The sequence below is a fragment of the Terriglobus roseus DSM 18391 genome, assembly GCF_000265425.1.
Classification (GTDB): domain Bacteria; phylum Acidobacteriota; class Terriglobia; order Terriglobales; family Acidobacteriaceae; genus Terriglobus; species Terriglobus roseus.
Genome location: NC_018014.1, coordinates 1471259 through 1490676 on the forward strand (window position 1 = coordinate 1471259; position 19418 = coordinate 1490676).

Here is a 19418-nt window from a genome sequence, read left to right on the forward strand (position 1 = left end):
GTCAGTAAAGCGCCTGTTTTAAGCTCGAATCGCTGTGGTATCGCGGGAGACTGTTAGACAGTATGCAGTGTGTTGCACACTTCCTTGGAGGCACCGCCAAGCAACTGGCCATAGACCTTTACAGTCCTCGCCGCGATCTCATCCCAGCCGGTGTACAGCAACCGATTATTCATCGCCCCCTGCAGAAGCGCCGGGTAGGGGACGTCAGAAGGCTGCGTTCCTGAGCACGACATTGCAGTCTGATCGCGCATCGCAGCGACCTCCCTCAGCAATCGGCTCAGCACCTTTGTCAGTAGGACATCGTCTCCCGGAGGTACGAGGACGGCGTTACTGCCATGTTGAAGATATTGACGAAAGGGAGCCAGATCGAAAGCGACGATTGGCTTGCAATAGCTAAGCCCCGTCAGCAGCGCGCCGCTTGTTGTAATGCTGCGATAAGGGTAGAGAATTACATCGGCCACACGATAATAGTGCGGTATTTCCTCCGTCGCAATATACCGAAGATCGGCCCGAATCGTATCGGGATGAAGCCGCGCGGTGCGCTGAACAAGCTCTTCCTCCGCGGCGGATCCGCTACCGGCAATCAAGAGGAGAGGGCATCCTGCACCAGGATCCCACGTACTCATAGACCGCTTCCACGAGTCTAGTAATAAGTCCAGTCCCTTATACGGTGCCAACACTCCCTGCCACAAGGCGACGGGTCGCTTCCGCTCGATGCCTAGCCGCTGGCGCGCATCGACACGCAATCCTTCTGCAGTGCTTACCTCTTCAAAGAGCGGACCGTGGGGAATCACCGTGATCGCATCGGCGTCGACGCCAAACTTGCCCCTTAGCGCCTGGGCAATATCTGTGGAGTGACAGATCAGATGATCCACCACGGAATAAAGGCGCTGATACACCGGTCGAAGTTGTTCGCCCGTATCGTGTGGCAACAAGTTGTGCACGGTGTGGACAACGGGAATGCCATATCGCTGTGCCGCTGCGATTAGGTCGAAGTCAAAGGACACGCCATGGTTCAGCGCTGGGAGTTGTTGCAAGTGCAAAATGTTGGGCCGTCCAGCTTCTTTGCGTTCCAGCGTGCGCGTCAGTATAAGAGTGTTCGCGATAGCAGCAGCGGCACGCATTGTCTTTCGGACGCGCGGATGCCAATGGTCCGCGCATCGATCCCAGCGGATGGGCCCGGGATCCGCGGTGAGTCCGCTGCGCGCAAAATAATTGGGTTCGCGCGCAATGCTGGCGGAAATCAATCGCACGGCTGTACCGGCATCGCGCAGTGCTCCGGCCAGTGCTGCGGTGTACCAGGGCGTGAAGCAGAATGGGTCGGCAAGCCACACGCTGGGGCGGGCACCGCGCGTCCCTTCCGGCGTTCCCGGTGCTGCCGTCGCCTGCATCGCGGCGATCGTCATAAGGAGACGCCCGCCCTCGTTGCGACGCTGACTCTCGTGCCTCGTCTCGCGGACACTGCTTGATACATACGCACGTACTCACGCGTCATGGCGGAGACATCAAACTGCGCGATGGCTCTGGCCTGCGCACGTTGTTCATAGTCTTGCCTCAGAGCTGCGTCGGACAGTAGAGCAATGATCGCGTCCGCCAACAGTTCCGGCTTGCCCGGTGGTACCAGGCATCCTGCACTTCCGTCATCAAGCAGGCGCGGTATCTCTCCCACTGCGGACGCGACAATGGCCTTACCGGCGGCCATCGCTTCCAGGATCGCCAGTGGCATCGCCTCCATGCGCGAAGGCTGCACCATGATCGTGCAGCGGCTCAGAAATTGAGCGGTGTCGTCGCAGAACCCCGGCAAGTGAAACTGCTGCGACACCCCAAGTGTCTCCGCAAGAATGCGCAAGTGGTCGCGCTCCACTCCTTCACCGGCTATCACGCACTGCAACGTGGGATACTGTCGCAGGATCTTCGGGAGAGCCCAAAGCAACACGTCTACGCCCTTTTCTTTGGAGAGGCGCGAGATGCATCCCAGCACGAAGGGGCCATGCTGCGTCGCGCTGGTGATGTGTTGATACCGTGCGACATCGATGCCGTTCGAGATCACACGGATCGTCTGTTTCCGGATCCCGGCACGTCTCAGCTGCGAGACGATACCGCGGGACACCGCCGCTACCATGTCAAATCGGCGAAGAAGCAATCGATCCAGTCGCGCATAGAACTGCAACGGGGAGGTACGCTCCGTCCAGTTATGACATGTGGCGACGATGGCGCAACCAGCCAGTCGCGCCGCCACCCACCCGTAGACGTTGGCCTTGTAGCCGTGTGTATGTACCACGTCGACACGTTCTGCGCGAAGAAAGCGGATCAGCGATCGAAACGTACTCAGGTCCCAGCGGCCCTTACAGTGCAAGTTCCAGACTGGAGTATTCTGCTCTTCCGCGCGTTGCGTTAGCTGCCGGCATTGCGGGGCATCCGCATTGAACAGGCCGAGGCATGCATCCACTCCTGCGGTCGTAAGAGACGCAGAAAGTAAGCACACCATCTGCTCAGCGCCGTAGAAACCCGCACTCGATACCAGTTGTAATACCCGCAAGCCAGGCCCCCGGACTACTGCAGATCTAGTTGGTTGTCGCACGGAACAGGTGCGACCAGAAGCGTTGATACACTGCGTCCCCAACCACTGCTTTCATGGCGTCGCGCACGCGATAGTTCGCCTGCAGAAGATGCACTGTAGTGCGATTGGCTTCCGCATAACCTGCAATCGTCCGCAATGTCGTGTGAGCACGCACTGCAAAACGGCCAATGACCGCCGGCATCGTAAGCCCGGGGACTTGTGCAGGCGGCCGGTAATAACCGGGCTGTGAGGTATAGACCACCTCGTAACCGGCAATCGCACACGCCCGCAACACAGCCTCATTGCACCTTCCACCGGGAAGAGAGATGGTTCTCACATGCTGACCGATATGGTCTTCCAGTGTCCTGCGTGAGCCCAGCAGCTCTTCCTGCATGCGGGAAGGCGAGCACTGGGGAAGGAAGGAATGCGAAGCTGTGTGCGATCCCACCGCATGCCCTGCCGCTACAAGACTTCGCACATCATTCCAGTCCATATGATCGTGCTTGCTTGCGATCCAGTTTGTGGTCACGAAGAAGTTCGCCTTGAGCGAGAACGCACCCAGGATCGGCGCTGCCCACCGAATGTTCGAACAGTGGCCGTCGTCGAAGGTGATCACTGCCGGGCTCCGGCTCTGCTCGGCTGTTTTACTGATTGTTGCCAGATGCTGAAAGAACATCTCGGGTGACAGCGTGTAGATGTCACGCGAGGGAACGCTGCAAATCTCGTGGTAGGCAAACACCTGTATTTTCGATGTCGCCATCAGGTCGTTGTCGGTAAGTTGTGTCATACCCGGCCGTCCTCCGCGCGCTGGCCTGAGATCGACTTATGCTCTCGCCCCGCTCGCTGAACCCGCGTCCGCGTCAGGATTGCGCCACACAGAAAGAGCGCCGCAGACAGCAGCAGAAACGAGAGTGCGGGACTCGGTCCCAGCATCTTCTCCAGCGAGTGCGATACACGCTCTACCAGCACAATCAGTTCACCCATGCGAAACCTCCATCGGAGCAAGAACCAGAGAAGGCACGCACGGACTCAAACCACTGGCGGCCAGCGAACGCTCCACCGGGATGTCTTTCATGAGCTCGCAGCATGCCTGGTTCGCGATGGAAGTCATCGCGTTGTTATTAAGCGTGTTGTTAATGATCTGCGCGGTGTTCGCTAGGTAAACATTCGGCACAGGAGTACGGACTGGTGGCACAATCCCGGAATAGCCGATCGTCGGGACCGGCTGCACATTGCGTTCGCGGAACACGAACCAGCGTTCGATCTCAGCCTCCTTCAGATCCGGGTACATCGCAGACAGCTCCGGCCAGAACTGGTCCCACACTCCCTGGTCATCTTTCTCGAAGAGGGGATCAGAAGATGTTGTATAGCGTGGAACGTAGACCAGGTGTCTCCCGTTCGTCTCCACAGCAGGATCGATCAGGTTCGTCATCTCGATAACACCGGTAAAACCAATGGTGTCCGTCACGTTTGTCACATAGAAGGGCGATAGCCGGCGGCGCAGAACCACCACCACGCAAATCATCCCCAGGTACATCACCTCGCCTAGTCGTTTCATGTAGTCGGCGTCGCTTGTCTGCAGAAGACGTCCAACGACACTGTTTGGAACCGTCAGCACCGCACCATCGAAGAACTGCGCGCCTTGCCCCGTATCGATCCGTACAGCGCCTGCTCTGGCATCGCCTTCATGGGCGCAGATGCGACGTATCTTCACGCCAAGGTGTGTCGAACCATCCCACATCGCGACACTCTGCTGCAGGCGTTGGAAGACCATCCGGTAGCCACCCCGCACGTATCCCAACTGCTCCTGCGCACCCAGTCCCTGCTGACGTGTGGAAGCCAGACGGACCATCGTCCCCCACAGAAAGGCAGCAGAAGCGTAGCGGCGCAGCTCCCCCAGCTTGCATCGCAGTAACGGCTCCCAGATCTGCTCGAAGACCTTCCGTCCAAAGAGCCGGCGCGTCCACTCGCAGAGGGGCACTCTCTCCAGTCGAAGCCCCTTCTTGATCTTCGTCACATAGAGCGACATGATCGCCAGCCGCATCTTCGACAGCAGGGAAAGATGCCGATACCGAAGCAGATCGGCTGCCCCGGTCATCTTGTGAAAACCTCCGTGGGAATAGAGGCCAACCTCCGTCTTCGTCCAGCGCAGTTCGTCGTGCAGACCCAGCTCATCCAGCAGGTCCAGCAAAGCTCTGTCAGAGGTCAGGATGCAGTGGTAGAAACGATCCCACTCAAACGACCCAAAGTCATGGCTTGTACTCAGGCCGCCAATGTCGGCACGCTGTTCCAGGATGCTCACCCGGTAACCCGCGCGCAGCAGCCGAAGGGCGCAGACCATCCCTGTAAAGCCCGCTCCAACTACAGCAATATGAGAGCGACGTGATGCTGTCATTGTCATCGTCAAATACTCCCCGCAACCATCGCGGCCCCACAGGAAATCACACCAATGGCAATCCAGCGTTGCCGCGAGACCCTTTCATGCAGGAGCAGCGCAGCCAATCCGCTTACCAGCACAAAACCAAGGCTCAACAGCGGATACGCATAAGAAATATCCAGCGTCTTTAGCGCGACCAGCCAGCAGGCCGTAGCCGCTACGAACATCACTGCCCAAAGCACCATCCAGGGCAGCCCCTTACGTCGTTGGTTTGAGGCTGCGACCAGGTTCGTGGCATGTTTCAACACCACTTGTGCCACCGAGGCCAGGCCAATAGAGACGGCAAGCGCGGTCCAGGCAGAAGAGACGGATGTGAAAGACAACGTCATCACGAAATCACCTCTCGATTCGTTCGTGCTAAAAGCGCGATACCAAGTCCGATCGTCACAATGCCGATGCAGCGCAAAGGCCCTAAAGGTTCGTGCAGCACAAAATGACCCACAAGTCCCGTCAAAACGTAGTTCGTTGCCGCCAGCGGATAAAGGTAACTAATGTCCTTACGAGCAACGGCAGCACACCAGAGCAAGGTCCCAAAGGCGTAGAGGGCAAGCCCGCCCGCGAGCCCTCTGGTCACCATGAGAGGCCACTCCAGCAGAGCGGTGCCGAGCGCCCCTCTCCCCATAAGGCCCAGCTTCATCACATTCTGACCAGCCGCCGCCAGCACAACGGAACCCGTCACCAGCATCTCTGTCCGGTAGGCCTTCATCCGCCGCCCTAAGCCTGCGCCACGGCGGTTGCAGCAACTGGAAAGACCGGCAGTTGTGGAGTCCATTGACGGTTCAACACAGCAGTCTTCGATGGCGCCGTGCGTACCGTTCCGTGCTCCAGTGAAATCGGCACACCGTCGTGCTCCAGCGACTTTTGAGCTGCTTCCAGGATGCGTACGACGCGCAGACCATCGCGGGCATCGCTTCGAGGTGTCGTGCGGTGGTTGACGCAATCGATGAAGTGCTGGAACTCCAGCTTCAATGGCTCCGTTGACGCGAGGTGCGGGATCTGAATATCCCCGAAACGAACCTGGATCGCCTCACCGTAAGAACACGTTGCAGGTGTCTGCGCGCCGCTGTCGTAAATGCGCAATTTCTCCGTCGTCGCTGCGTCGTCGAAGACAAGCATCTTCCGGCTGCCCACCACGGTCGTGCTCCGCATCTTGTGCGGGTCAAGCCATGAGATATGAATATGTGCCATCCGCCGGTTCTGGAAGAACAGACTCAGGAATACGACATCCTCAATTCCGTTCTGAATAAATGACTGGCCTCTCGCACTTACATCAATCGGCTCTTCGCCCAGGATGTAAAGGATCTGTGAGATGTCGTGCGGAGCAAAGCTCCACAGCGCATTCTCGTCGCCGCGAATGCGCCCCAGGTTCACCCGCTGTGTGTAGATGTAATAGGTCTCCCCTAGCTCGCCTGACTGCACAATTTCGCGGATGCGATTGACTGCGGGGTGATATTCCAGCAAGTGCCCCACCATCAGAATCCGGCCAAGCGACTCGGCCAAAGCCAGTAACTCTTCCGCGTGCGACACCTTCAGCGTGAAGGGCTTCTCCACAAAAACGTCTTTACCGGCAAGCAGAGCCTGCTTTGCAAGACTGAAGTGAGTTACAGCCGGCGTGCTGATCACGATAGCGCGTATCTCCGGGAAATTCGCAAGCATTTCGTCGAGCGATACAGCAGTCTGGGTATTCCAGTTTCGCTCGGCCAGTGCCCGACGGCTCTCACTCACATCGCTGCACGCAACAAGGTCGCAATCAGGGTTCTCGTATAGGCACCGCGCTACATTACAGCCCCAGGCGCCGAGGCCGATAACTCCTACCTTCAACTTGCTGTTCATGATCATCATCTCTCTCTGAGTGGGGGCTCGCACTCATGGAAGCAATCGTCATGCCAAGTTTCCAGCGCGGCTTTTTATAGAAGCTGGGGCTCAAGTCGAGCTATATCGGATCCGATAGGCAAGCAGTTGCATAGTCTGTGCACTCCGCATTCGCTCAACAATCACCCGAAAGATAATCGCCCGAAGTCAATTACATAGATGGAAGCCACCGCCCGCAGGAGTTTCTCGATCCTGCGCGGTTTGGCATGAGCCTTGCACTAAGGGAGCACATGAACACCGCATCGCTCGCCATTCAAACCTCTCAGGTGGATCTTCAGCTTCAGAAGCTTCACGCGAAGACCGCAAAGGTCGGAGTTATCGGCCTCGGTTATGTTGGTCTACCTCTCTCCCTGCTGCTTTCGGAAGCAGGCATCACCGTGCAAGGGTTTGACATCGACGGCAGCAAGGTCAGTCAACTGGAGCAGGGAACCAGCTATATCTACCGGATCCCCTCCACTGAAATCGAGCGAGCACGCTCGCAGGGTTTCCGGGCGACCAGTGACTTCTCGTTGATCTCCGAACAGGACGCCATCATCCTCTGTGTCCCCACGCCCCTGACGGAACATCGCGATCCCGATCTCTCCTTCATCGAGTGCACCGCAACCAACATCGCTCCCTGGTTACGCCGCGGCCAGCTCGTCGTGCTGGAGAGCACGACCTATCCCGGCACCACCGAAGAGATCCTGATCCCAATCCTCAACCGTCTCTGTCCGGAAGGACTCCGCGCCCATGAGCAGGGAGCCGACCCGGATGGCAACGTCTTCTTTGTCGCCTTCTCGCCGGAACGCGAAGATCCCGGCAACAACACAGTCGCACGTCGCGACATCCCGAAGGTGATCGGCGGCCACAGCCCGGCGGCAGGCCTGCTCGCATCCGCCCTCTACAGCACCATCTTCGGCAAGACAGTCTCCGTCTCCTCGACCCAGGCGGCAGAGATGACCAAGCTGCTTGAGAACATTTACCGCTGCGTCAACATCGCACTCGTCAACGAACTCAAAATGCTCTCGCAGCGTATGGGCATTGACATCTGGGAGGTGATCGACGCCGCAGCGACCAAGCCGTTCGGCTTCCAGGCCTTCTATCCCGGCCCGGGACTCGGTGGTCACTGCATCCCAATCGATCCCTTTTATCTCAGCTGGAAGGCCCGCGAGTGGAACTTCCACACACGTTTCATTGAGCTCGCCGGCGAGATCAACGAAGGCATGCCCGACTACGTCGTCCAGGCAATCGGAGAAGCGCTCAACACAGTTCGTAAGTCGATCAACGGCTCGCGCATCCTGGTACTTGGCGTCGCTTACAAAAAGGACATCGATGATCTTCGCGAATCCCCATCGCTCGAAATCATCGAGAAGCTTCAGCATGAGCGCGCTCTCGTGGATTACAACGATCCCTATCTCCCAACCGTCGGACGCGGGCGTCATTACAACCTCGGCATGACCTCCACACCGCTCACACATCTTGCGGACTATGACTGCGTTGTCATCGCGACGGATCACTCCGACTACGACTACGCCACCATCGTGAGCGAGGCCAATCTCGTCGTCGATACGCGCAATGCAACGCGTGGCATCGTGTCCACCAAGATCGTTCACTGCTAGGCAGAGAGAGGAAGGAGTAATCGAATGGTGGCTGCTCATAAGCAATTGCGTCCACGCGTCGCGGTGATCATTCCTCTCTTCAATGAGGAGGAGGCGCTGCCGCTTCTCAGGATCCGTCTGGCAGAACTGCATCGCTCCATCAAGGAGCGCTTCACGGTTTTCTATCTCTTCGTCGACGATGGAAGTACAGACCGAACAGTAGAGCTGGTGGAGAGGGCCGTTCCACGTGGCGCGGCCTTCCAGCTCATCTCTCACGGCAGAAACCGCGGATTGGGTGAGGCGTTTCGGACCGGCTTCCGCGCTGTCGAAAGCGCTGAGATAGTCTGCACCATCGATGCAGATTCAACGTATCGGGCTGCAGATCTCGCTCCCATGATCAGTCTCATCGCAGCAGGGAAGGCCGATGTAGTTGTCGCGTCGCCTTACCATCCGCTCGGCCGGGTAGAAGGTGTTCCCGCATGGAGGATCGCACTCAGCCGTCGGTGCTCCTCGCTCTATCGAACGGTCTTGCCAGTCAAGCTTTATACCTATACGAGTATGTTCCGTGCCTATCGTGGATCGTTCACCCGGCGCGTGCAATTCGAAAGTTCGGGTTTCGTGTCAACGGTCGAGATCCTCATCAGTGCCGCAAAGCTCGGCTACCGCATCCACGAAGTTCCTCTCACACTGCATCGTCGTGTGGCTGGTGTCAGCAAGATGCGTATCCTGCAGACCACCCGGTCTCACCTGAAACTGTTACTGAAATGCATCCTTGCAAAAGCCGGCTACCCCCCCAGCCGTCGGCGCGCGAGCAATCCCTCTTCGGCAGAACTCACAGAAGAAATGCCGGCCCTCGTTGGATCTCCGCAGCACGGTCGTTAGAACAAAGAAGCAGCATCAACAGGGGTGGGGGAGCAATATGAATGTCGAATTCGTCGCTGCGGAAAATGCTCTCCTCGAAGAGCAGGATAGAAATAAGCGGTATCCCAACGTGCACTTCGGGAAATACGTGGTCCTGGGTCAGGACGTCAGCATCGGTGAGGGAACGTTCATCGGAAGCCACGTTATCGTTCATGAAAATTCATGCATAGGCAAAGACGTCCGGGTAGATGATGGCGTCATCATTGGCAAACAACCGATGAAGGCTCGTGCAAGTGCAACCACCGTCGATAAGGCCTTTGCTCCCGCCTATCTCGGCGATGGATGTCTCATCGGCAGCCATGCCGTCATCTACGCCGGAGCTGTGATCGGTGACGGTGTGCTCATCGCCGATTACGCCAGCGTGCGGGAGCAGACCTCCATCGGCGACCTGACCATCATCGGCCGTGGCGTAGCCGTTGAGAACGAAGTTACGATCGGCAGTTGTTGCAAAGTGGAAACAGGCGCCTACATCACGGCCAAATCAACCATCGAAGACCTCTGCTTCATCGCGCCGGAAGTCACATTTACCAACGACAACTTCGTGGGTCGTACCCAGGAGCGATACAAACACTTCGGCGGCGTCACCATGGAACGCGGCGCGCGTGTCGCTGCGAATGCTACCGTGCTCCCAGGCGTCACCATCGGAAAAGACGCCTTGGTTGCAGCCGGCTCCATCGTAACGCGCAACGTACCACCGCGCATGTTGGTCATGGGGTCCCCAGCGCGTGTGGTGCGACCCGTAAGTGACGAACAGCTACTGCAGGAACCTAAGGCTGAGAACAGCGGTGGTGCCGCGTGAAACTACTTTCAATCGGCGGCACCCGTCCCCAGTTTGTCAAGATGGCTGTCATCTCCAAAAGTATCGATGCCTATCTGCAGCTTCATCCCGGATCCATCGAGCATCGACTCCTGCATACCGGACAACATCGCGATGCCGCGATGTCCGATATCTTCTTTCATGAATTAAATATGCCTGCGCCGAAGCTGCTGGATGTCTCACAGGCCAAGTCGCCCGGAATGCAGACTGGCATCATGCTCGCTGAGATCGAAGCGGAGCTCCAGGATTGGGGCCCCGACGCCATCATCGCCTACGGCGATACCAATTCGACCCTCGCCTCAGCACTCGCCGCCGCCAAACTCCACATCCCCATCGTTCATCTTGAGGCTGGTCTGCGCAGCTTCAACCGTGTCATGCAGGAAGAGATCAATCGTATCGTCACGGACCATATCTCGGATCTCCTTCTCTGTCCGACCCACACAGCCATGGAGCAGCTCGCTCGCGAAGGCCTGGCGGAACGCGCCGTTTTCGTTGGCGACGTCATGCTCGACGCAGTCGAATGCTTCGGCACCCAGTCGCTTCACTCATCAACATTGAACCATCTGAAGATCCTCCCCCAGGACTACGCCCTCCTCACCATCCATCGTGCGGAGACAGCCGATGATCCATCTCGGCTCGCGGGTATCTTCGACGCGCTAAGAGAGGTCGATATTCCGATCGTCTTTCCCATGCATCCGCGACTGAGGAAACGCCTTGGTGAGATGGGCAACGCCTTCGTATTGCTAGGCGATCGAGTCCACATCATCGAGCCCGTTGGGTACCTCGAGATGCTCGCGTTGCAGCGCAATGCGCGCTTCGTCATGACAGACTCGGGCGGGGTGCAGAAGGAAGCTTACTTCCTTGGCATCCCCTGTCTCACACTGCGCAACGAGACCGAGTGGCAGGAGACTCTACTCGGTGGCTGGAACAGGCTCGTCGGCTGGAATCCCTCGTGCATCCGTGCCGGGGTGAATACTCTTCTCAACGGCGACACCGCCACACTCGAGTCCGCACGAGACCTCGCCGGCTTTGGCGACGGCAATGCCGGAAAACACAGCGTTCAAGAAATTCTTACAAGGTTGAGGTGTGCATCATGAAGCGAGTATTGATTACCGGGGCCGCAGGATTCCTCGGTTCACACGTAACGGATCTCATGTTGAAGAAGGGCTATCACGTCGTAGCCGTAGATGATCTCTCCCACGGGAATCTCCGCAACCTTGAGGACGCCTTCCGTAGTCAGGAGTTCGAATTCCATGACGTCGATGTATGTGACGCGGCATCACTGCGTCTGGCGGCGCAAAAGGTAGACATGGTTCTTCACCTGGCCGCCTACAAGATTCCGCGATATGAGAATCCCAAGAAGACATTGCTGGTGAACTTCTACGGCACGCAAAACGCCCTGCAGGTCGCAGCGGAGCAGGGCGCACGCTTCGTCATTACCTCAACGTCTGACGTTTACGGTAAGAACCCGTCTGTGCCCTTCGCTGAGGATGACGATTCGGTCCTGGGTCCGCCCACCGTCGCTCGTTGGGCCTACGCCGCTTCGAAAATGTTCGACGAGCATCTGGTGCTTGCGATCGCGGAAGAGTCCGGCATCTCTGCCACCATCCTTCGCATCTTTGGCTCCTATGGCCCACGGCAAAACCTCACCTGGTGGGGTGGCCCGCAGTCGGTCTTCATCAACACCATCGTGGATGGTGGTGAAATCCCCATTCACGGTGACGGCCTTCAGACTCGCTCCTTCACCTTCGTGGAAGACACCGCACGTGGCATCGTCGCAGCTGCTGAATCCACTGCGGCCGATGGCCAGATCGTCAATATTGGCAACAGTCACGAGATCACCATTCTCGACCTGGCCCAGAGGATTCATCGCCTCTGTGGCGAACCGGGCGAGCCTCGTATCCGCCTCATCCCCTACGACGCCATTGCCGATCGCAAGTACGAGGACGTCCGCAGGCGTGTCCCCGATACTCGCAAGGCCGAAAGACTCATCGGATTCCGCGCACAGATCTCCATTGACGAAGGTCTGGTAAAAACCATCGAATGGCAAAAGAGAAGGATGAGCGAACAAGTCTCCGAAGAGCTCACCCTGGTATAGACGCGAAAAGGAAACCGCTCCATCCTGGAACTCAAGGATTGGAGCGGTTGACGTTGCAGAAACGAATGACTCTCGAAACCTTTACTCTTCTCGGATCCGGCTGCCTGTAGCAGGGCCGGATATCTTCTCACGCCAGGAAGCGAGCAGTACCTTCAATCTCCCCATTCATGCGAATCGGTGCACGCGTCTCTTTCAGGTGGTATTCATCAATTTTGTACAGCAGCGTCCGGTAGCTTATCCGCAGCTCCACTGCAGCCTGCCGCCGGTTCCAGCGAGCGTTATCCAACGCCTGCTGAATCAACCTCCGCTCTGTCTGGTCCTTGAACGTCTTCACGATCGATCGCATCTCGTGGACGCTTGCGCGGCCATCGGGTGCCTCGACCGGGCAAACCTTCTCGACAATCGTAGTACGTGATAGTTTCCTCTCGATATCGGCGATCGATGACTCATGTCCCTGCAGCACCTGCAGCCGAATCACGACGTTCGACAGCTCACGAAGGTTACCCGGCCAGTCATACTCCTGCAGCGTCGAGAGGATGTGCGGTGAGATGTACACCGGATCGCGCTGGAAGATAGCCGCCTGCCGCTTCACCATCTCCTCCACTAAGTAAGGGATCTCCTCCCGGCGCTCTCTTAGTGGTGGAACGCGAATCGTGAAGGTGCTGATTCGGTAGTAAAGGTCTTCGCGAAAAAGCTTATCAGCCATCGCCGTTTCAATGTCGACATTCGTCGCGGACACCACGCGCACATCCGCCATCGACGGTGCACGAGCTCCCAGCCGCGAGTACTGTCCGTCCTGCAGGACATGCAATAACTTGGCCTGCATCGGCGCGCTCATCTCGCCAATCTCGTCCAGCAGAATCGTACCCTTGTCCGCCTGCTCAAACTTACCGGACTTCGCGCGAACGGCCCCGGTAAATGCACCCGCCTCGTAGCCGAAAAGCTCACTCTCCAGTAGGTCGGGCGGCAGGGCAGCACAGTTCACAGAAGTAAAGGTATGCCCGGCGCGCTTCGAATGCCGGTGCAGCAGGTTAGCCACCACATCCTTACCCGAGCCGCTTTCCCCCAGGATCAGAACAGGAGCATCCACCGCAGCAAGCAGCAGGACCGTCTCATAGATCTGCATCATCTTCTGGCTCGCTGCCAGGAAGTAGCGATTGTTTCCCAGCTCCTCCAGAATCAGTCCGCTCGCCGAGTGTCTCCGCGGTTCACTGATCGCAGGCGCAGGACTCTCATGTCGTGGGCTGCTCAGATCACTCAGGACCAGCTCCAGCGCGGTTCGTTGTAACGGCGCCGTCAGTCTGTTCTTCAGGCCCAGGGAATCCGCGTCAGCAGTCCATGGGCTCAATCCGAGCGGTAGCGCGATCCACACTTGCTCTCGACCTACCAGACGAACCAGCTCCGCAAGCGAAGCCTCATCTCTCGGTGGCCGCGAAGAGACATCGAGGATCACCGCGTCGAAGCGCGATTGTTTCCAGGATTCCAGACACTCCGGCAGAGTATGAAACACCTTGGCGTCATGGCCTTCGGAATGAAGTGCAGCTTGAGCGGTATGCCTCAGCAGTTCCGAATGAGTTACTAGCGCAACAGTCTTCGTTCGAAGCATCAACGGATCCTCGTTCACCTTCTGTGATTGAAATCACATGTGTTTTGCGCCAGGACGATATCATCGGCGCCCCCGCGCTTCAGTCGGCGATACGCTCTCAGTCGTTTAGGGAAAAGCGGGCATAGCCCTTGCAGCCATCATGCCTTCTCGGTGAAGAATGTAGTACGTGTTCTGTAGCCAGACATCCGAGATCGAGAAGACCCAGCAGGCATCAAGTAACCCCATGGTTAGGAGCAGTGACATCGGAGGGTTTGTTCTCGTAAGAGAAAGCCAGCACAAGGACAGTAAAGCTGCACCTAGGACTGTTGCTACGATCGCAGGCAGATAAAGGAACCAAATCAGAAGTCGACGATAAAGCGACTCAAACGTGGAACCCGAAGGGTTACTGGCAAATGAAGCGAAACGTCTGTTAGCAGACATAAAAACTCCAGTAGGTGGAACACTATGGGTCATAAAAACTCAGGAACCTGTCAGACGAATCCAACGATAGGTGCACCAGGATCGGAAGTCCTCAAATTGGGAAATGATTCCGAATATTTCGGTGCCGGTTCCGCTAAGTCTCGTGAAATAAACGAGATCGTGTTCTTCGGTGAATATAGCTTTGAGAAGTCCCCAATGGTTGTCATGCGGGGGCTTGACATATGTGACCTGCCGCGAAAGCAGCTGGAAATTCTCTCGATCCTCTTGGAAGCCGCCGGCGAGGTCGTTAGTCGTGACGAAATTATTGATTCCGTGTGGCCCGATGTAATCGTGGAAGAACACAACCTGACGCAGACAGTCTTCTTATTGCGTCGAGCGTTAGGGAGATTGCCGGACGGTCAAGACTACATTGAGACGGTTCCCAAGCGGGGGTATCGGATCGCGTTGTCCGCGCTCAAGCCCCAGGCAGCATTTGCGCCCGATCTTCTACCGCGAATCTCAGACGCAGCCAGCTATCACGATCTGTATGACACGGAACTGCCGCAGTCGCATGGGTTCGGAAAATGGGTGCGCAATCTCGCCTGGTCGGGCGCGGGCATCATCATTCTCGCCGCCGCACTCGCGCGTCATTCAGGACATCTTCACCTTCCACGCCCATATCTTGTCGCTTCCCGCCAAGTTACTCGGGGCGGCGGACCGCACAGAGAGACCGACGCACCGATTCTTGTTCGAGATCAGACGTTATTCCTTACCGGACAGCGCCTCAATCAGGCTCTTGTTCTTAAGGTTCCGACCGTCGGTGGTAGCCTTACTTCTTCCGCGCTCGCTACTGGCACCGGCTGGGTATCAAGCGTTCATCCGACAAAGGACGAGTTGTTACTCTCGCACTCCCGTGTGGATGGCCTGATTGTTACGAGTAACCTCGCAGGCGAGGCGTCACAGCCTTTCGGCTATCTCCACGGACACTCGGCAGTGTGGTCTCCCGACGGGAAACGTGTCGCCTACGGACGCGAACGTCAACTCTTGGTGGCGGACGCGGCAGGAGTGACCCGTGCTCTGGTCGAGCATCTGGCAGGTGTGGCCCTCTGGCTCGCCTGGTCTCCCAACGGAAAATACCTCCGCTACACCATGCAGGAGAACGGGGACAAGCGAAGCCTCCACCAAGTCGACGTCGCGACTGGGAAAGTGACCACGCTCTTCACGGGAACCCAGGAAGAACATCACGTGTGCTGCGGCTCCTGGAGTCCTGACGGACGGTACTATGTGTATCTCTCTGAGGCACCTGCGTCCTCCTCCATCTGGGTTCGGCGCGAAGGTTGGGTCGGCAGTATCCTTGGGAACCCGACCTGGAATCTAGCCGATGGTCCCGTCGATTTCTGGCGGTCGCCGGTAATTGCTCCGGACAGCCATCATCTCTATTCCATCGGCGTCCAGATGCGCAATCATGTCGTGGGCCTGGACGCAGCATTCGATAGCTTTCTCGAGGACATGTCGATCGATTCCATGAGCATCTCGCACGACGGCAAATGGGTTGCCTATACAACTTATCCGGAAGGCTTCCTTTGGAAGAGTCGTCTGGACGGTACCGACAGGGTCCGGCTATCGGGACCGCTTGTGCGAGTAAGGTCGCCGCAGTGGTCTGCAGATGATCGCTCACTCATCTATCTGCGAGCGCATGACGGTGATGCCTGGATCATCGCTCGCATGGAAGCCGTCCTGGGCAGTCCAGAAAGATTCATCGATGAAGGTACGGATATCGCGGCCTTCTCCTATTCACCGGCCGGCAACAAGATCGCATTCGACCGCGTCAATGAGTCGCTTTCGGCCCCTGCCGGTATCTCCATCCTCTCCCTTGGGAGTCGCAAGGTGGAACCTGTGCCGCAGTCCGCCGACCTGTCAAATGCCAAGTGGTCACCGGACGGTCGCTATCTGGCCGCCGTTGCGATCAATCGCCGGGAACTCAGAATCTTCGATACCCAGACGCAGAGCTGGAAGACGGTCGACACGGCAGACGAAGTGCGCGCCCCTGCCTGGGACCGGAAGCTCGACATCCTCTACTTTGTCGTCGACGACGAGAAGAAGCGCTTGATTAGGAGATACAGCGTCGACACCAGGGCCGTCGCGGACGTGATGGTGCTCCCCGATCGCTATCGCCACGGCCACGCGTCAAAGATCCTCGAACAATCGCCGGAAGGGCGCCTGCTTTTCGGCTACTCTGAGGGCGGCTCAGACGTCTACGACCTGACCGTGGAGCTGCCGTAGCAGAGTAAAGATGCACGCACAGGAGTCCAAGTGAAAATCTTAGGAGCGCTCGCGCTCGCAGCCCTGATCGCGCCAGCCCAAACAGGGAAGGCGCCCACCACACTCAAGGACGCCTACAAGCCCTACTTCAAAATCGGCGTTGCCATCAATGAACGTCAGTTCGACGAACGCGACCCCACCGCTGCGGCCATCATCGCCTCCCAGTTCAACACCATCAGCCCTGAAAACGCCCTCAAGTGGGAATCCATCCACCCGCGTCTCGACACCTTCAACTTCACGCCCGCAGACCACTACGTCTCCTTCGGCGAGAAGAACAGGATGTTCATCGTAGGCCACTGCCTCATCTGGCACAGCCAGGTGCCCAAGTGGGTCTTCGAAGACGCGGAAGGCAAACCCCTCACGCGCGAAGCACTCCTCGAACGCATGCACGATCACATCCGCACCGTCGTCGGCCGCTACAAAGGCCGCATCGGCGGTTGGGACGTCGTCAACGAAGCCATCAATGACGACGGCACCATGCGCCAGTCGCCCTGGTTCCGCATCATCGGCGAAGACTTCATCGAGAAAGCCTTCCAGTACGCACACGAAGCCGATCCCAGCGCCGAGCTCTACTACAACGACTACTCGCTCGAAAACGACGCCAAGCGCAGGGGCGCCCTCGCGCTCATCCGCAAACTCAAAACCGACGGCGTCCCCATCACCGGCATTGGTCTCCAGGGCCACGTCAAGATCGACAGCCCCAGCGCGCAGAAGGAAGCTAAAACCATCGAAGACTTCGCCGCCCTCGGCATCCGCGTCAACATCAGCGAACTCGACGTCGACGTCCTGCCCCGGACCACCCGTTCGGACTCAGCCGACGTCTCTACGATCGCAGCAGGATCGGCAGCCGCAAACCCCTACACCGCAGGCCTCCCGGAAGAGCAGCAGCAGGCACTCGCGCGTCGCTACGCCGAACTCTTCAACGTCTTCCTGCAGCACCACAAATCCATGGGACGCGTAACACTCTGGGGCCTCAGCGACGCCAACACATGGCTCAACAACTTCCCAACCCGAGGCCGCACCAACTACCCGCTGCTCTTCGATCGGGAGATGAAGTCCAAGCCCGCCTTCACGTCCGTACTCGATGACGCGAAGAACTTCCGCGAGACAAACGGCACACGCTGACGCAACAAAGCCGCTGACGGTAGTACTACCCGTCAGCGGCTCCTATAACCTCGCGTTAGAAGTTACGTGCGTAGGTATCGCGGGGAAGTCCAACCTGCCGCGCACGATTCCGAAGTGCCATCGCCCGGCTCGCATCGGATGACCCGCCCAGCGCAACGAAGTAAGGCGCATGTCCAGTCGGCGAAAACACCTGTGGCTCCAACGCTACATACTTCCGCTTCAGCTGCTCCGCCTTCGCCTGAGCCTGCTGCTCATAGTTATAGGTGTAGGCGATCACGTGCCAGCCCGCCTTCACACCGGAAGACAGGAGGGAATTCTGCTGCGCCTCGGTAATAGCGGCAGAAGGCTTCGGCGCATGCTTCACCGTCTGCGTCGGCGCGGTAGTGGTCGCAACCTTCTCCGGAACGCTCGCTGCCGCGGCTGACTCCGTAGCCGTGTGTTTCGTACCGCCAACCGTGTTCCAAAGCACCAGCCCCAGCATCGCCGCTGCAGCACCGGAAGCAATCCACGCCTTGTTGCTGATAGGCCGGGCATTCATCGGCCTCAGCCGGCCCAGCACGCCTGCAGGCTGCGTGGCCGTTCCGGCGTCCAGGCGCTCATTCCGCAGACTGCCAAGTCCCAGGTCGAACGGATCTTCCGTGCTAGGCTTCGCCACCGCGGGTTCACGGGTGCTCGTGGCCTGCGCATACGAAGGCACCGCGCCGGTGCCACGCATCTGCGGCACGCTGGAAGGTAAGGCAACTTCCGGTACCGAGGCAACACCAGCACCTGCCGCCACAACCGGAGCAGCAGGCACCGCCCGCGGACGAATCGGCGGAGGAGTCAGTGTCGCCACCAGCTCTTCCGCACTCAGCTTTCCATCCAGCAACTTCGGAACCAGCTTGTCGAACGGGCTCGGCAGCGGCATCGGCACCGTACCCTGCCAATCCACCGTCAGGCAGCGCAGCAGCAGCAGGCCGATATCGCGAACGTCCGCCTGCCGCAGCGCCTCGCGAGCCTCCGGTGTATCCGCCTCGAAATCTCCAACGCACTCCCGCGCACAGTCACTGCGCAGCTTTACCGTCTCGCCTACAGCGAAGACGTTGGTCGCATCGATGTGCTCGTGCACCAGCCCGGCAGCGTGCAGCGCAGCAACTGCACCGCCCACCGCCTCGGCAACTTCTTTCGTCTCTGCAACTGAAAGAACGCGCTCTCGCAGCACATCCGACAGGGAACCGTCCGTGGCCTCCACCAAACAGCAAGCCAGCGGAACACCGTCGAAGTCCGTTCGCCCAAAGTGGCCGATTGTCTGCAGATTCGGGTGCGAAACAGCGGCAACCTTCTGCCAGCGGGCGATCAGCTCCGGCTCATCGAAGTGCGCTTCCGTCAGTCGCAGCATCGCTGGCTGACCTTCCGCATTCGTGGTCACAAAGAAGGCGCTGCGGCCCTCCGAACGATAGAGCCGGCCAAGCGGATAGCCGGCCAGCGTGTTGCCTTCGTATTCAGTCCACAGATGCATGGGGTCTCTTCCTTGTGGAGTCGCCGGGGACAGGTGGAATTTCACACCTGGCAGTGGCAAACGCGCAGTGGGGTATTCAGCGCTCCTATTAATTATCCTCCTGTGGCTTCAGGAAAATCCTGCTAATAATTGGCAGTCAATAGAGAAGATTTGGGGCATCTACGCAGTTACCCGCAGCACCTATTC

General features: G+C 58.2%; 17 protein-coding genes. 7 read left to right on the top strand and 10 right to left on the bottom strand.

Annotated features, from left to right (window positions below):
- Nucleotides 1-53: 53 nt before the first annotated feature.
- From TERRO_RS06160 to TERRO_RS06195, 8 genes are all read right to left on the bottom strand, one after another.
- On the bottom strand, nucleotides 54-1406 hold the full coding sequence (locus TERRO_RS06160) for a glycosyltransferase family 4 protein (protein ID WP_014785133.1): 1353 nt from the start codon (nucleotides 1404-1406) through the stop codon (nucleotides 54-56).
- Nucleotides 1403-2488: a glycosyltransferase family 4 protein gene (locus TERRO_RS06165; RefSeq protein ID WP_014785134.1), complete on the bottom strand. Its 1086-nt coding sequence runs from the start codon at nucleotides 2486-2488 to the stop codon at nucleotides 1403-1405. The genes TERRO_RS06160 and TERRO_RS06165 overlap by 4 nt, the downstream gene beginning before the upstream one ends.
- A 76-nt stretch (nucleotides 2489-2564) precedes the next feature.
- Nucleotides 2565-3347: a polysaccharide deacetylase family protein gene (locus TERRO_RS06170; protein WP_014785135.1), complete on the bottom strand. Its 783-nt coding sequence runs from the start codon at nucleotides 3345-3347 to the stop codon at nucleotides 2565-2567.
- Entirely contained in the window at nucleotides 3344-3544 is a 201-nt protein-coding gene (locus TERRO_RS06175) for a hypothetical protein (RefSeq protein ID WP_014785136.1), read from the bottom strand. Before TERRO_RS06175 ends, TERRO_RS06170 begins: the two co-directional genes overlap by 4 nt.
- Nucleotides 3537-4961 (bottom strand): FAD-dependent oxidoreductase, encoded by a 1425-nt coding sequence (locus TERRO_RS06180; RefSeq protein WP_014785137.1) that lies wholly within the window; start codon nucleotides 4959-4961, stop codon nucleotides 3537-3539. Before TERRO_RS06180 ends, TERRO_RS06175 begins: the two co-directional genes overlap by 8 nt.
- A 2-nt stretch (nucleotides 4962-4963) precedes the next feature.
- Entirely contained in the window at nucleotides 4964-5326 is a 363-nt protein-coding gene (locus tag TERRO_RS06185; protein WP_014785138.1) for an SMR family transporter, read from the bottom strand.
- A complete protein-coding gene (locus TERRO_RS06190) occupies nucleotides 5326-5703 on the bottom strand; it encodes a transporter (protein WP_014785139.1) in 378 nt (125 codons plus the stop codon). Before TERRO_RS06190 ends, TERRO_RS06185 begins: the two co-directional genes overlap by 1 nt.
- An 8-nt stretch (nucleotides 5704-5711) precedes the next feature.
- Complete coding sequence (locus TERRO_RS06195; protein ID WP_157178274.1) at nucleotides 5712-6830, bottom strand: Gfo/Idh/MocA family protein; 1119 nt, start codon at nucleotides 6828-6830, stop codon at nucleotides 5712-5714.
- A 269-nt stretch (nucleotides 6831-7099) separates the two neighbouring features.
- Here TERRO_RS06195 and TERRO_RS06200 point away from each other — a divergent pair, with 269 nt between their 5' ends.
- Genes TERRO_RS06200 through TERRO_RS06220 form a run of 5 tightly spaced genes read left to right on the top strand, consistent with a single transcriptional unit; the run spans nucleotide 7100 to nucleotide 12282 of the window.
- Nucleotides 7100-8467: a nucleotide sugar dehydrogenase gene (locus tag TERRO_RS06200; protein WP_014785141.1), complete on the top strand. Its 1368-nt coding sequence runs from the start codon at nucleotides 7100-7102 to the stop codon at nucleotides 8465-8467.
- A 24-nt stretch (nucleotides 8468-8491) separates the two neighbouring features.
- Nucleotides 8492-9328 (top strand): glycosyltransferase, encoded by an 837-nt coding sequence (locus TERRO_RS06205; protein WP_014785142.1) that lies wholly within the window; start codon nucleotides 8492-8494, stop codon nucleotides 9326-9328.
- A gap of 37 nt (nucleotides 9329-9365) precedes the next feature.
- The gene (locus tag TERRO_RS23795) at nucleotides 9366-10166 is read left to right on the top strand and encodes an N-acetyltransferase (RefSeq protein ID WP_014785143.1); all 801 of its coding nucleotides are present in this window, start codon (nucleotides 9366-9368) and stop codon (nucleotides 10164-10166) included.
- Nucleotides 10163-11281: a non-hydrolyzing UDP-N-acetylglucosamine 2-epimerase gene (wecB, locus tag TERRO_RS06215; RefSeq protein ID WP_014785144.1), complete on the top strand. Its 1119-nt coding sequence runs from the start codon at nucleotides 10163-10165 to the stop codon at nucleotides 11279-11281. The genes TERRO_RS23795 and wecB overlap by 4 nt, the downstream gene beginning before the upstream one ends.
- Nucleotides 11278-12282 carry an NAD-dependent epimerase/dehydratase family protein gene (locus tag TERRO_RS06220; RefSeq protein WP_014785145.1) on the top strand — a complete coding sequence of 335 codons (1005 nt, stop codon included), beginning with the start codon at nucleotides 11278-11280 and terminating at the stop codon, nucleotides 12280-12282. The genes wecB and TERRO_RS06220 overlap by 4 nt, the downstream gene beginning before the upstream one ends.
- A 127-nt stretch (nucleotides 12283-12409) precedes the next feature.
- Here the strand turns inward: TERRO_RS06220 and TERRO_RS21900 are convergent, their stop codons facing one another.
- Nucleotides 12410-13888 carry a sigma-54-dependent transcriptional regulator gene (locus tag TERRO_RS21900; protein ID WP_014785146.1) on the bottom strand — a complete coding sequence of 493 codons (1479 nt, stop codon included), beginning with the start codon at nucleotides 13886-13888 and terminating at the stop codon, nucleotides 12410-12412.
- A 624-nt stretch (nucleotides 13889-14512) separates the two neighbouring features.
- On the opposite strand from TERRO_RS21900, the gene TERRO_RS06240 reads away from it, so the two are divergent.
- Together TERRO_RS06240 and TERRO_RS06245 are read left to right on the top strand one after the other, a co-directional pair.
- Nucleotides 14513-16570: a winged helix-turn-helix domain-containing protein gene (locus tag TERRO_RS06240; protein ID WP_245536230.1), complete on the top strand. Its 2058-nt coding sequence runs from the start codon at nucleotides 14513-14515 to the stop codon at nucleotides 16568-16570.
- Between the two features lie 30 nt (nucleotides 16571-16600).
- Nucleotides 16601-17734 (top strand): endo-1,4-beta-xylanase, encoded by a 1134-nt coding sequence (locus TERRO_RS06245; protein WP_014785149.1) that lies wholly within the window; start codon nucleotides 16601-16603, stop codon nucleotides 17732-17734.
- A 55-nt stretch (nucleotides 17735-17789) separates the two neighbouring features.
- Here TERRO_RS06245 and TERRO_RS06250 read toward each other — a convergent pair whose 3' ends face one another.
- A complete protein-coding gene (locus TERRO_RS06250) occupies nucleotides 17790-19232 on the bottom strand; it encodes a protein kinase family protein (protein ID WP_014785150.1) in 1443 nt (480 codons plus the stop codon).
- Between the last annotated feature and the right edge of the window lie 186 nt (nucleotides 19233-19418).

What these genes read in the sequence shown, in the direction of transcription:
- TERRO_RS06160 (WP_014785133.1), bottom strand. Translation starts at nt 1,406, where the DNA reads ATGACGATCGCCGCGATGCAGGCGACGGCAGCACCGGGAACGCCGGAA.
- TERRO_RS06165 (WP_014785134.1), bottom strand. Translation starts at nt 2,488, where the DNA reads ATGGTGTGCTTACTTTCTGCGTCTCTTACGACCGCAGGAGTGGATGCA.
- TERRO_RS06170 (WP_014785135.1), bottom strand. Translation starts at nt 3,347, where the DNA reads ATGACACAACTTACCGACAACGACCTGATGGCGACATCGAAAATACAG.
- TERRO_RS06175 (WP_014785136.1), bottom strand. Translation starts at nt 3,544, where the DNA reads ATGGGTGAACTGATTGTGCTGGTAGAGCGTGTATCGCACTCGCTGGAG.
- TERRO_RS06180 (WP_014785137.1), bottom strand. Translation starts at nt 4,961, where the DNA reads ATGACAATGACAGCATCACGTCGCTCTCATATTGCTGTAGTTGGAGCG.
- TERRO_RS06185 (WP_014785138.1), bottom strand. Translation starts at nt 5,326, where the DNA reads ATGACGTTGTCTTTCACATCCGTCTCTTCTGCCTGGACCGCGCTTGCC.
- TERRO_RS06190 (WP_014785139.1), bottom strand. Translation starts at nt 5,703, where the DNA reads ATGAAGGCCTACCGGACAGAGATGCTGGTGACGGGTTCCGTTGTGCTG.
- TERRO_RS06195 (WP_157178274.1), bottom strand. Translation starts at nt 6,830, where the DNA reads ATGAACAGCAAGTTGAAGGTAGGAGTTATCGGCCTCGGCGCCTGGGGC.
- TERRO_RS06200 (WP_014785141.1), top strand. Translation starts at nt 7,100, where the DNA reads ATGAACACCGCATCGCTCGCCATTCAAACCTCTCAGGTGGATCTTCAG.
- TERRO_RS06205 (WP_014785142.1), top strand. Translation starts at nt 8,492, where the DNA reads ATGGTGGCTGCTCATAAGCAATTGCGTCCACGCGTCGCGGTGATCATT.
- TERRO_RS23795 (WP_014785143.1), top strand. Translation starts at nt 9,366, where the DNA reads ATGAATGTCGAATTCGTCGCTGCGGAAAATGCTCTCCTCGAAGAGCAG.
- TERRO_RS06220 (WP_014785145.1), top strand. Translation starts at nt 11,278, where the DNA reads ATGAAGCGAGTATTGATTACCGGGGCCGCAGGATTCCTCGGTTCACAC.
- TERRO_RS21900 (WP_014785146.1), bottom strand. Translation starts at nt 13,888, where the DNA reads ATGCTTCGAACGAAGACTGTTGCGCTAGTAACTCATTCGGAACTGCTG.
- TERRO_RS06240 (WP_245536230.1), top strand. Translation starts at nt 14,513, where the DNA reads ATGCGGGGGCTTGACATATGTGACCTGCCGCGAAAGCAGCTGGAAATT.
- TERRO_RS06250 (WP_014785150.1), bottom strand. Translation starts at nt 19,232, where the DNA reads ATGCATCTGTGGACTGAATACGAAGGCAACACGCTGGCCGGCTATCCG.